The sequence below is a fragment of the Acinetobacter endophylla genome, from assembly GCF_053543775.1.
The window spans coordinates 23,092-36,055 of record NZ_JBLVOM010000245.1 but is presented as its reverse complement, the minus strand read 5'-3'; the positions used below and the strand labels follow the sequence as shown (position 1 = coordinate 36,055).

The following is a 12,964-nucleotide window of genomic DNA, read 5'->3' as shown; positions in this document are numbered from 1 at the left end:
ATGCTATGCAGAAACACCCGATGATTGAGCAGTTGATCGATGCTCAACTTGATTTTCTCGATCAGGCATTTTCTCAATCTGAAACGATTCAAAGCGAGTTTCATGCGTTTTATTTGTGGCTGCGTAAACAAACTCTAAAAGAGCTGTGGAACTGTGAACTGATCAATCAGCTGTTGCAAAAACAGATTCTGGGTACTGCTGCCAGCAGCTTTCTGATTGAACAGATTGCCGAACATATCCGTTTTGCCCTGGTGCATCCGGCCAATGATTCCACCACAATTGCCGATCTGATCCCAGTCCTGACCGTAGACAAGATCGCCCAGTATGTGGCCAGCAAAAGTGGCCATCGGCAGCGTCTGATTAAAACCGTAGTCAATAATCCGGCATTTTCAGCCATGATTACCCAATTGATCCAGCATTCCATTCAGGATTATCTGGATAACTCCATGATTGCCAAAAGTGTACCCGGGGTTTCCCGCTTTATGAAAATGGGCAAATCGGTACTGGAAAATGTCACCGATACCAACCTCGATAGCACCATTGCACGTTATCTGCAAAAGAACATTCTGAAGCTTAGCCAGATGAGTGAGCATGTGCTGAACCAACATTTTGACGACGAGAAACTCTATCATTTTCAGGCCAATCTCTGGCATAAAATCAAGGACATGCCAGTATCTGTCTTGAAGAATTATATTGAGTTGCAGGACCTGAATCAGACGGTCGGCTTAGGTCATGACATCTGGGATCACATACGTCAGACAGACTATTTACAGCAGCAAGTGCATGACGGAATTCATACTTGGTATGTCCGCAATCAGGAACATACTTTTGATCAATTATTACGTGATTTGAATATTGATGAAGCGCTAATTCAGAATGAATTGCAGCAACTGCTCAGTCCGGTAATCCAGCAGATGGTTTCACAGGGTCATTTACGTGAACGTGCACGCAAATATCTGGAACAATTTTATTATCATGAAGATACTTTAAAAATCCTTAAAATTTAGATAAAAAAGCCGCTTTATAGCGGCTTTTTTATCTGCTTAAATTAGAAATTATAGGTTAATCCGGCAAATACTTGCTGACGATCCAGATAATAATCATTTGAAGCATTTGACAGTTTTTTATCAAATAAATTATTTAATCCGGCTCGAACAGTGACTTGATCATTCACTTCATAATTTGCAGACAGATTAAATACGGTATGTGGCTTTTGCATCACCACTGTATCTTCAGCACTTGCTGTATATTGCTCACCAGTATATTGCGCTGCAAGTTCCAAGGAAAGTGGATCAGTGGGCGTCCAGTTGAGTGCACTATAAACTGACAACTCTGGAATCGTTGAGAGATTTTTGCCTGTCACTAAATTTTTTGACTCAAAATAATAGGTTGCATTGGTTTTCCAGCTCAAACTATCTAAAAGTGGTAATGCTACACTTGCCTCCAAGCCTCGTACACGCGCTTTTTCAGCATTTTGATATTGTGTCCACCAGACACCATTAATTTCGCCTAAAGCACGATATTCAATTTTATTTTTAAAATCTGTGTGGAAATAGGTTAAACCGAGATCAAAGTCATTTTGAGCAAAATTAAATCCAATTTCATAGTTAGTACTTTCTTCAGGCTGCAAGTCTGCATTACCAGCCATATAACATCCGCCCGATACATAACCCAAAGGCTTAAGTGATGTACATCCATTCCCCCCTGAACGAGTCGCGGCACCTGCAGTATTCTCTTTTAATGAAGGTGCTCTAAAGCCCTGAGCAACACCCCCTTTGACAGTCAAGGCTTCATTTGGTTGCAGCACCAGATAAGCACGGGGACTATTATGTGTGCCAAATTTATCGTGATGATCAAAACGGTTCCCCAGTGTTAAATGTACTTGATCATTAAAAATAATTTTATCTTCAATAAACAGCGCCCAAGTATCTCCTTCTAGCTCTGAACCATATTCATTTCCATCATAACTTGGAATAGAAAGCCCAATATTACGTGTATTGATCAACTCTTCTGATTTCCACTGGCCTCCCACTGTAGCGATATGCTCAACCCCTAACTGAAACGGAATATTGAGATTACCCTCTACAATGCTTTCCTTGGATTTTTGTGTGGTCGGCCCCGTCTCTGTCACCTGACTTTGATCATAATCATTATAGTAAGCAGTAATTTTTGAATCACCAAAAGCCAACTTGGCATCATGTGACAAGGAAATTGAACGGTGTTCTAACTCTGACGGACCCCAAGATAATACAGCCTGTTCTTGGCCATCTACCACCTGTGATGTGGTAGACGGGTTATCTTGCTGCAACCCATAGCCCAGTTCTAAAGACAGGCTATGAATATCATTCGGCGTATAATCAAATTTTAAATTCGCATTTTGATCACGGCTACCCGATTGTCCTGTTGCCTTACTGCCCACCATTCCAGGAATATTACGATCAGAAATTTGATAGCCTTGATCTGCTTCCTGTTCAGTGATCCCGACTGTGGCACGCATGCCGAGCGTATCTGTTAAAGGGCCATATCCGACTAGTCCTGATTGTATCGTTCGGCCCAAATCAGAAGATGTAGTCGGCACAGTATGATTTAAGGTAAAAGACCCTCCCCATTCTGAAGGGATTTTTTTGGTAATGATATTGATCACGCCACCCATCGCATCAGAACCATATAAAGAAGACATTGGCCCACGTACGACCTCAATGCGTTCAATCATTTCTGGTCTAACCCAGTTTAGATCTTGATGACCCAAGTTTGCACGATAGTTGGTATCTCTGGATGAACCTACACGTTTTCCATCAATTAAGATAAGTGTGTAATTTTCAGGCATGCCACGTAATTGAATTTTTGAGCCAGCCCCATTTGAACTAAGTCCCCCTGTTACACCAGGTACACGTTTTAAAATATCTGCCAGACTTGAAACGGGTTGTTTTTGAATTTCTTCGGCAGTAATGACACTAATTGAAGCTGGGGCAGATTTAACATCCACCGCCTGCCCACTCGCAGTCACCACAATCGTTTGTAACTTGGTCGTCTCAGATTGCACTACGCCTTCTTTTTCTTCAGTAACTTGGTCCTGCGCTTGTACTGAAACAGTCATTGCTGTGAATACGGCAAAAGCTAAAGTTGTTTTTAAGAATGGCTTATTCATACTTTGTACGCCCCAATATTTATGAAGAGATCATGTTTATTCGGTTGCGAAGTGTAACATCTTTTCAATTGAATGCAATTAATATTGATAATTATTATCATTAACATTCACTGGTTTTTAAGCCAGATATAAAAAAACCTCGAAATTTCGAGGTTTTTTAAAATGCGATAAATAAACTGTTATATAGAACAGCTTATTTCATATACGCACCTTCAGACTGACTATGATCCGTTTCATCAACGACATGCATTAACTCTGGTACATGTTGTTTTAATGTGGTTTCAACACCTTGTTTTAAAGTGATATCAATCGCTGAACAGCCCTGGCAACCACCACCAAATTTAAGTACAGCGGTTAAACCTTTTTCAGGGTCTTCTTTGACTTCAACCAGTGCACAGTTACCACCATGACCTGCCAGGCCCGGGTTGATTTCAGACTGTAATACATAGGTAATACGCTCTTCTACCGATGCATCTGGACCTACACGTGGTACTTTGGAATTCGGTGCACGGAATGTCAACTGACCACCAAAACGGTCTTTGTTGTAGTCAATCACGGCATCGAGTAAATACGGAATAGATGGCGAGTCGATAAAAGCAGGGAAATCAGGATATTCCTGCTTATAATCTGTCGGTACAACTTCATCAGGTGCACTATAGGCCATGCAACATTCAGCGCGAGGAGTACCCGGATGCTCTACAAAAACACGCACACCAATACCCGGGGTGTTCTGTTTATCCAGTAGATCCTTTAAATACTCTTGTGCTGTTGGTGTAATCAATAAGTTGGGAATTTCACCAACAACTGGAGTGCTGCTGTTCTCAGTCGACATAACAATAATTTCCTCAAGCTCAAGCGGCCATTTTAACTGAAGATGCGGGGTAATTTTTAAAAATCAACTAAAATTGTCGGATTTATTATAAAAGTACAACTTTAGCTCAATTTTAATGGCATGATAATTGGCAAATAGGCACCATTAGAATCATTTATATGCTTGATTTACCTTTTAATCATACCGTTACCATTATTCTGATCACCTGTATTGTGTCATTTATTGCTTTCTCCAAAGAGACGGTGATGAATCGCCTGATTTTCTGGCCACCGGCACTGCAACGTGGACAATATGATCGCTTTATTACGCATGGCTTTATCCATGCGGATGGAGCGCATCTCTTGTTCAATATGATTACCCTGTTCTTTTTTGGCAGCGTGATTGAAAGCTTTTATCGTCAATATCTGTATGACTTGGGTTTTATCCTGTTTTACCTCGGTGGTCTGATCGCAGCGATTCTGCCAAGTTACCTAAAGCATAAAAATGATGCGCGCTGGGCCAGTCTAGGCGCTTCCGGTGCAGTGTCGGCTGTACTGTTTGCCTATATTCTGTTTGAACCTTGGAAGTTGATCTTTGTGTTTTTCATTCCGGTTCCTGCAATTATTTTTGCTGTGCTGTATGTGGCCTATAGCATCTGGTCAGGCAAAAAAGGCAATAGCAATATTAATCACAGCGCGCATTTATGGGGAGCGGCTTACGGGGTGGTCATGACGATTATTCTGGAACCACGCCTGATTCCGCATTTCCTGAATAAACTGATGCAGGTTCCGTTTTAATTAGGTTTTTTAAATACTGAGGGAATAAAGCTACATATGAGTTAAGCCTTATATTTCTGCTAAAAATTGATAAGAGAGCTACTGCTCTCTTATTTGTTTGAAACATCTCGTAATATATTAGAAAGTGATGATGTCACTTAATGCCAATCTTGGAGTGAATTTTGCAGCGATAATGTATACATCTGTATATTAATTACTGTCAATTACGAGATATTTTGCATGTCCATTACACCAGACGGTCTTCAATTTCCTCTTCAGTCTCCGCAACAAAAACCGAGTAGCTCCAAAGCAGGACGCGCGATCATCGCAGCCGCCTTAGCCAATGTCGATTCACGCAGTTCTCAACAGGCACAATCAGGAAAAAACTGGCGCAAACAGTATACTGTGCATTTTAAGCAGCTGGTCGAGCAAGGATTAAGTTCCCCTGAAGCCAGCTTGAAAATTGCCGAAGATGGATTGGCAAAGGCTCATCAGACTTTTGAATTTTACCGTGATGGTCAAAAGTATGTATTGCAAGATGCTTTAACTCTGCCCGCAGGTCAGTTGCATACCGTCAAGCTGACAGGTAATAGCAAATCGACATCAGAATGGTATGTGCCCTACCACGGTCAAAAACTGCAAGGTGACGCCTTATTGGAGCAAATTGAGCGCTGGGAAAGCCAAGGCATCGTGGAAACCAGTCATGCCAATGCCCTACGTGAATGTGTCGTGCATCCTGAATGGTTTGATCTTTCCGATCGGACCACTGTGCTGTTTGGTGCAGCATCTGAAGCCGGCCCTTTGACCTGGCTGGCGAAATGGAAAGCCAATATTGTGGCGATTGATCTGCCGAACACCCGGGTTTGGGGCAAGATTGTCGATACCATTAGCCAAGGCAATGCCACACTGTATGCGCCATGTACTGAAGACCTGCCTGCTGACACTTCACTTGATACTTTAAAAGAAAAATTGGGCGCAAATTTGCTGACCCAGATTCCCGAAATTGCCAAATGGTTATTACAATTCGAACAGGATCTGGATCTGGCTGCAATTGCTTATCTTGATGGTGAAAAGCATGTCCGTGTTTCGATGGCAATGGATGCCATTATGCAGCATGTCAGCCAGCACAAAGCCAATACCAGCCTGATGTACATGTGTACGCCGACCGATGTATATGCTGTTCCAGCTGAAGTGATCGAAGCCTCAAAAGAAAAATATGCGGAACGCTCTAAGGTACAAACCCTGATTTCCAAAGGTGTTTCGACTTTAAGCCGTCAACACTTTTTCCAGAAAAATGGCCATGAGCTGATTCAGTCTGGTGATCAGGCTTATGGTATCTGTGACTGCCTGGTCGTTGAACAAGGCCCAAACTACGCGCTGGCAAAACGTATCCAGCAATGGCGTGCTACCTTAGCGCGTGCTCAAGGCCAACGAGTTAGCATCAATATTGCGCCTTCTACGACCACTTATTCAGTCACCAAGAATCCGCTATTAAAAGCTGCGTTCAATGGCGCCAGCCTGTTTGATGTTGAAGCTTTCGCGCCTGAAACCACCAATGCAATTATGGCAGCACTATGGATTCATGATCTGCGTAATCCAGAATCAGTGGCCAATCCTGAAGTAAAACTTAACCATCCGCTTGAGTTAATGATGCATGGTGCGAATCATGGTGGTTTGTGGCGGGTTGCTTATCTGGCGCGTACTGCATTGCCTTTTGCTGCGCTGTATGGTTTTACGATGGAGAAGTTACCAAAGGGATTGTTGAGTAAGTTAAAGAAGTAATTTATTTCCTTCTTTCGAGACTTCTTCTACGTTAGATAAACTTTTATTTAATGTTTATCCCCTCACCCCAGCCCTCTCCCAAAGGGAGAGGGAGCTTCCCCAATGGATTCAAATTAGTATTAAGCATCTAAAGAAACGTTTTTTAATAAAATGAATACTATTTAACTTAAACTGTCTATTTGAATAATTAATGTAGTTCCCTCTCCTGAGCAAGTTTTAAAGCACCGCTTTTAAAACGAAGCGCAAGTGAGGGTTAGGCAGAGGTCATTTTTGCAAATGACAGAAGCCCCACATAAGCATTTTCTCTCTCCTAAATCCTCTCCCAAAGGGAAAGGACTTTAAAAATCCAATAAAAAAACGCTGCCGTAGCAGCGTTTTTTTACATCACATCTTTTTAGAACACTTTTAACAGTACCCAGTACAAACCACCTGAAAGACAGATCGTTGCTGGTAAAGTAAAGATCCAGGCAGACAGAATGGTTTTCACCATTTGGAAGTTCAAGCCGGACTTGTTCGCCACCATGGTACCTGCTACTGCAGAGTTCAATACATGGGTGGTTGATACCGGCATACCGAAACCATCTGCTGCAGCAATGGTCGACATCGCAACAAGCTCGGCAGACATACCCTGACCATAAGTCATATGCTGTTTACCAATACGCTCACCAACCGTCACGACAATACGCTTCCAGCCGACCATCGTACCCAGACCAAGTGCCAAGGCTGTTGCCACCTTCACCCAGGTCGGAATGTATTGCAGGAATGAATCCAGATTGTCACGGTATTCATCCACTGTTTTTTCCTGCGCAGCACTCATTGCCGGTAAAGCTTCTGCTTTATCCAGACGTTTAAATGCTGTAGTGCTCAGATACATGTCATTACGGAATTCAGAAACTTGAGCTTCAGGAACATCCTTAATACTGGTATAGCTACCAACTTTTTCACCCAGATGATCCGTCAAGCTTGCCAAGGCAGGCACGACTTCAGGGGTAATTTCCTTGGTCTGAATGTACTTGGTGATGACATCACGAGCTTGCTCATCCGGAATATCCTGATGATTTGGATAGATCACATCCGCTGTTTGTGCAGATAACTGACCAAAAGACTGAATATGTTGTGCATCCAGATTCTTGTTCAGCGAGTACGCCAAAGGCACACAGCCGATCAGGATCAGCATGATCAGGCCCATACCTTTTTGACCGTCATTTGAACCATGGGCAAAGCTCACCCCAGTACAGGTAAAGATCAGCATGGCACGAATCAATGGTGGTGGTGGCTTGTTACCTTCAGGTGGCTGGAACAGTTCCAGTTGACGCTTGAAGATTTTTTTCACCAGCAGGAACACAATCGCAGCAAATGCAAAACCGATTAAAGGCGAGAATAACAGCGCCTTACCGACTTTCATTACCTGCTCCATGTCTATCCCTGAAGCGCCAGTACCGGCATTCAGAATATAGTTCATGATGCCCACACCCAGAATCGAACCGATCAGGGTATGTGAACTGGATGCCGGAATACCGAGGAACCAGGTTCCCAGATTCCAGAGAATAGCCGCGATCAGCATGGCAAAGACCATGGCAAAGCCTGCTCCGGAGCCAACATTCATGATCAGCTCGACCGGCAATAACGCAATAATACCGTAAGCGACCGCACCACTGGCGACCATAACCCCAAGGAAGTTACAGAAGCCGGCCCACATCACTGCGACAGGAGCTGAAAGTGCATTGGTATAAATGACCGTGGCAACTGCATTGGCGGTATCGTGGAAGCCATTGACGAACTCAAAGCTCAACGCAATAAAAAGTGCCGTCGCTAACAAAATAACTGAATACAAGCCCAAGGCCGGTACATGCGCTAAATCTGCAGACAACTGGAAGCCGATATAAATCAGCGTAGTGATAATAAGAGTCAGGAACACCGGCATAAAAAATTTCGGTGTTGGCACATGAACATTGGTCGACTTTTGGGAAGCCGACCCGTGTGCTGAATCTACGGGAGTTTGATTAGGATTCATGCAAGCAGGAATAGAGGATTCAAGAATCCCCATATTGTTCAGTTAAATTGTGACAATTATATGACAAACTGCTGTCATATGAAGCAATTATTTGGATTTTCTTGCTGCTATTCGTCCTGTTTAATTCCGACTAAAACACTAGATTTTGATTTTATAAATCATTTACTTAAGATAAGATTCCAGCTTATTTAAGCTTAAAAACCGCACATAATTTGCTACTAAAACGATTCACACCCTGCTTGTCATCAAGCTGAGTAAAAGTTTCAGTTACACAGCATAAGCCATCAATATGACAATTTCATGAATGAAAGCATCAGCTTAATTTTTTGATTTTGTTTACTGCCTCAAAGACATCGAATCAGATTCGAAATTGCAATATTTTCTGATCCGGATTTTAAAACTTGTTGTTTATCTAGATGACTTATCAAATTTTCATATCATGCTTATCCATCATTCTGAGCAATGCCAGCAGAAATCAGCCAACTAATCTGCTAAGATTAGCATCGTTTTTTTTGATTTCTGCTGAGAAAGTTTGAATGTCTACACTTACCACTTTAAAAGAACTTCTTGCCAAAAGAATTTTAATTATCGATGGTGCGATGGGTACCATGATCCAGCGCCATAAACTGGAAGAAGCCGATTATCGTGGTGAGCGTTTTGCTGACTGGGCCTATGATCTCAAAGGTAATAATGATTTGCTGGTACTGACTCAGCCACAGATCATTCAAGGCATTCATGAAGCTTACTTGGAAGCTGGCGCCGACATTATTGAAACCAACACCTTTAACGGTACCCGCGTTTCAATGTCGGATTACCACATGGAAGATCTGGTTCCTGAAATTAACCGTGAAGCAGCGCGTCTGGCCAAAGAAGCCTGTGCCAAATATTCAACGCCTGAAAAACCGCGTTTTGTAGCCGGTGTGATCGGACCAACATCACGCACAACATCTATTTCTCCAAACGTGAATGACCCGGCGTTCCGTAACATCACCTTTGATGCTTTAAAAGTTGACTATATCGAATCAACCAAAGCATTGATTGAAGGTGGTGCAGATATCATCCTGATCGAAACTGTGTTCGATACCTTGAATGCCAAGGCCGCGATCTTTGCGGTGAAAAAAGTCTTTAAAGAATTGGGCTATGAACTGCCAATCATGATTTCAGGTACGATCACGGATGCATCAGGTCGTACATTGACTGGTCAAACCGCTGAAGCCTTCTGGAACTCAATGCGTCATGCAGAGCCGTTATCTATCGGCTTTAACTGTGCCCTAGGTGCAGATGCGATGCGTCCACACGTGAAAACCGTGTCTGACGTTGCTGATACCTTTGTTTCAGCGCATCCAAACGCTGGTTTGCCAAATGCCTTCGGTGGTTATGATGAAACGCCGGAAGAAACCGCAGCATTTATTAAAGAATTTGCAGAAAGCGGCTTAATTAATATTACCGGTGGTTGCTGTGGTACTACGCCGGATCATATACGTGCGATTGCAAATGCTGTTGCAGGCATTACCCCTCGTCAAATTCCTGAAATTGAGCCTGCGTGTCGTTTAAGTGGTTTAGAGCCATTTAACATCACCAAAGATTCACTGTTCGTGAACGTCGGTGAACGTACCAACGTCACCGGTTCGAAAAAATTCCTGCGTCTGATTCGTGAAGAAAACTTCGCCGAAGCGCTTGATGTTGCCCGTCAACAGGTTGAAGCTGGTGCGCAGGTCATCGACATCAACATGGATGAAGGCATGCTCGATTCGCAAGGTGCGATGGTGCATTTCCTGAATCTGATTGCTTCTGAGCCGGATATTTCACGCGTGCCAATCATGCTGGATTCTTCTAAATGGGAGATTATCGAAGCGGGCCTGAAATGTGTGCAAGGTAAAGCTGTGGTGAACTCGATTTCCCTGAAAGAAGGTCATGACGAGTTTGTCGAACGTGCCCGCCTCTGCCGTCAATATGGTGCTGCGGTTATCGTGATGGCATTTGATGAAGATGGTCAGGCCGATACAGCTGCGCGCAAAAAAGAAATCTGTAAGCGTTCATATGATGTTCTCGTGAATGAAGTGGGCTTCCCGTCTGAAGATATTATCTTTGACCCGAACGTCTTTGCGATTGCGACCGGTATTGAAGAACACAACAACTATGGCGTGGACTTTATTGAAGCGACTGGCTGGATTAAACAGAACCTGCCAAATGCGATGATTTCTGGTGGTGTGTCGAACGTATCATTCTCGTTCCGTGGTAACGAACCGGTACGTGAAGCGATTCACTCAGTGTTCCTGTACCATGCCATTCAGCAAGGCATGACTATGGGTATTGTAAATGCCGGTCAGATGGCGATTTACGATGACATCGATAAAGAACTGAAAGAAGCCGTTGAAGATGTTGTTTTAAACCAGAACCAAGGTGAAAGTGGTCAGGAAGCGACAGAAAAACTGCTTGCTGTTGCTGAAAAATACCGTGGTCAAAGTGGTACGCAAAAAGCCGAAGAAAACCTGGAATGGCGTAATGAGTCTGTTGAGAAACGTCTTGAATATGCATTGGTAAAAGGCATCACGACTTATATTGACCAGGATACCGAAGAAGCGCGTTTAAACTCTACACGCCCACTGGATGTGATTGAAGGTCCATTGATGGCCGGTATGAACGTGGTCGGTGACTTGTTCGGTGCCGGTAAAATGTTCTTGCCGCAAGTGGTGAAATCTGCACGTGTAATGAAACAGGCTGTTGCTTGGTTGAACCCGTTCATTGAAGCCGAGAAAACTCAAGCTGAGGCCAAAGGTAAAATCCTGCTGGCTACGGTGAAAGGCGATGTACACGACATCGGTAAGAACATCGTTGGCGTAGTATTGGGCTGTAACGGTTATGACATCGTTGACCTTGGCGTGATGGTACCTTGCGAGAAGATTCTGCAAACTGCGATTGATGAAAAAGTTGATATCATCGGTTTGTCTGGTCTGATCACGCCGTCATTGGATGAAATGGTCTTTGTTGCCAAAGAAATGCAACGTAAAGGCTTTAACATTCCACTGATGATTGGTGGTGCAACGACTTCTAAAGCGCATACCGCAGTGAAAATCTCACCGCAATATCATAATGATGGCGTGCTTTATACCGCGGATGCTTCGCGTGCCGTGGGTGTAGCCACGCAGTTGCTCTCTCCTGAGATGAAACCTAAGCTTTTGGCTGACTATGCAGCGGATTATGAAAAAATCCGTACCCGTCTTGCGAACAAGCAACCGAAAGCGGCTAAATTGTCTTATCAAGAATCGGTTGAAAACGGCTTCAAGATCGACTTCGACAAGAATGCACCGGTTAAGCCGAACTTCATCGGTTCAGAAACTTTCACAAATTATCCGCTTGAAGCTTTGGTGGAATATTTTGACTGGACGCCGTTCTTTATTTCATGGAGCTTGGCGGGTAAATTCCCGAAAATCCTTGAAGATGAAGTTGTTGGTGAAGCAGCGCGTGACTTGTATGAACAAGCGCAAGCAATGCTGAAAGACATCATCGAGAATAAACGTTTCGATGCGCGTGCGACGTTTAGTATTTATCCTGCAAACCGTGTAGCAGCAGATACAGTTGCCGTTGCTGATGAATCAGGCAATATAACGCACAGCTTCGAACACTTACGTCAGCAGTCTGACAAAGTCACTGGCAAAGCAAACTACTCTCTGGCTGACTTTATTGCGCCAAAAGATGTAGCTCAGGATTACTTGGGTGGCTTTGCCGTGTCAATCTTCGGTGCGGAAGAGTTATCTCAAGAATACAAAGCCAAAGGCGATGACTATAACGCAATTATGGTTCAAGCCTTGGGTGACCGTTTTGCAGAAGCATTTGCGGAGCACTTACATGAGCGTATTCGTAAAGAGTTCTGGGGCTACCAAGCAGATGAGCAGCTTTCAAATGAAGAATTGATCAAAGAGAAGTATGTCGGTATTCGTCCTGCACCGGGCTACCCTGCTTGTCCTGAGCATTCTGAAAAAGCACCACTCTTTGATTGGTTAGGTACAACCGACAAGATTGGTACGTACTTGACGACGAGCTTTGCGATGTGGCCACCTTCATCAGTGAGCGGTTTCTATTATGCAAACCCTGAAACTGAATACTTTAACGTGGGTAAAATCTCTGGCGACCAGTTGGAAGATTATGCGAAGCGTAAAGGTTGGACGTTAGATGAAGCGAAACGTTGGTTAGCACCGAATTTGGATGATTCTGTGGTGTAATCCCCCTCCTTGCGAAGCGATGCTTCTCACCTTTGATAAAGGGGGAAGAATCCATTCGTATCGAATAAAAAATCCCCCTCAATCGAGGGGATTTTTGTTTTTAATCTTTTAATCCCCCTAAATCCTGAGCCATATATGTCGCTAGGTTAAAGAGGGACTTCCACGTATCAAATTATTTACGTGACAACTCCTCCCTTTTTAAAGGGAGAT

The 12,964-nt window shown here is 43.5% G+C and carries 7 protein-coding genes; 4 read left to right on the top strand and 3 right to left on the bottom strand.

Annotated elements, in window-relative coordinates; translation table 11 throughout:
* Positions 1-5: 5 nt before the first annotated feature.
* Complete coding sequence (locus ACNPNW_RS11635) at positions 6-1,007, top strand: hypothetical protein (RefSeq protein ID WP_420937227.1); 1,002 nt, start codon at positions 6-8, stop codon at positions 1,005-1,007.
* A 41-nt stretch (positions 1,008-1,048) separates the two neighbouring features.
* Here ACNPNW_RS11635 and ACNPNW_RS11630 read toward each other — a convergent pair whose 3' ends face one another.
* Both ACNPNW_RS11630 and nfuA read right to left on the bottom strand, forming a co-directional pair.
* Positions 1,049-3,148 carry a TonB-dependent receptor domain-containing protein gene (locus ACNPNW_RS11630; RefSeq protein ID WP_448766984.1) on the bottom strand — a complete coding sequence of 700 codons (2,100 nt, stop codon included), beginning with the start codon at positions 3,146-3,148 and terminating at the stop codon, positions 1,049-1,051.
* Between the two features lie 193 nt (positions 3,149-3,341).
* Complete coding sequence (gene nfuA / locus ACNPNW_RS11625) at positions 3,342-3,980, bottom strand: Fe-S biogenesis protein NfuA (protein WP_004279400.1); 639 nt, start codon at positions 3,978-3,980, stop codon at positions 3,342-3,344.
* A gap of 158 nt (positions 3,981-4,138) precedes the next feature.
* Here nfuA and ACNPNW_RS11620 point away from each other — a divergent pair, with 158 nt between their 5' ends.
* Positions 4,139-4,756: a rhomboid family intramembrane serine protease gene (locus ACNPNW_RS11620; protein ID WP_004646259.1), complete on the top strand. Its 618-nt coding sequence runs from the start codon at positions 4,139-4,141 to the stop codon at positions 4,754-4,756.
* Positions 4,757-4,975: 219 nt separating this feature from the next.
* Positions 4,976-6,517: a hypothetical protein gene (locus ACNPNW_RS11615; RefSeq protein ID WP_420937228.1), complete on the top strand. Its 1,542-nt coding sequence runs from the start codon at positions 4,976-4,978 to the stop codon at positions 6,515-6,517.
* Positions 6,518-6,911: 394 nt separating this feature from the next.
* On the opposite strand, the gene ACNPNW_RS11610 is transcribed toward ACNPNW_RS11615, so the two are convergent.
* Positions 6,912-8,531 carry an inorganic phosphate transporter gene (locus ACNPNW_RS11610; RefSeq protein WP_044111639.1) on the bottom strand — a complete coding sequence of 540 codons (1,620 nt, stop codon included), beginning with the start codon at positions 8,529-8,531 and terminating at the stop codon, positions 6,912-6,914.
* 536 nt (positions 8,532-9,067) lie between these two features.
* Between ACNPNW_RS11610 and metH the strand changes: the two genes are divergently transcribed.
* A complete protein-coding gene (gene metH, locus ACNPNW_RS11605; RefSeq protein ID WP_448766983.1) occupies positions 9,068-12,754 on the top strand; it encodes a methionine synthase in 3,687 nt (1,228 codons plus the stop codon).
* Positions 12,755-12,964 lie beyond the last annotated feature (210 nt).

Excerpts from the sequence above, each read along its gene's own strand:
- ACNPNW_RS11635 (WP_420937227.1), top strand. The coding sequence starts at position 6 with ATGCAGAAACACCCGATGATTGAGCAGTTGATCGATGCTCAACTTGAT.
- ACNPNW_RS11630 (WP_448766984.1), bottom strand. The coding sequence starts at position 3,148 with ATGAATAAGCCATTCTTAAAAACAACTTTAGCTTTTGCCGTATTCACA.
- nfuA (WP_004279400.1), bottom strand. The coding sequence starts at position 3,980 with ATGTCGACTGAGAACAGCAGCACTCCAGTTGTTGGTGAAATTCCCAAC.
- ACNPNW_RS11620 (WP_004646259.1), top strand. The coding sequence starts at position 4,139 with ATGCTTGATTTACCTTTTAATCATACCGTTACCATTATTCTGATCACC.
- ACNPNW_RS11615 (WP_420937228.1), top strand. The coding sequence starts at position 4,976 with ATGTCCATTACACCAGACGGTCTTCAATTTCCTCTTCAGTCTCCGCAA.
- ACNPNW_RS11610 (WP_044111639.1), bottom strand. The coding sequence starts at position 8,531 with ATGAATCCTAATCAAACTCCCGTAGATTCAGCACACGGGTCGGCTTCC.
- metH (WP_448766983.1), top strand. The coding sequence starts at position 9,068 with ATGTCTACACTTACCACTTTAAAAGAACTTCTTGCCAAAAGAATTTTA.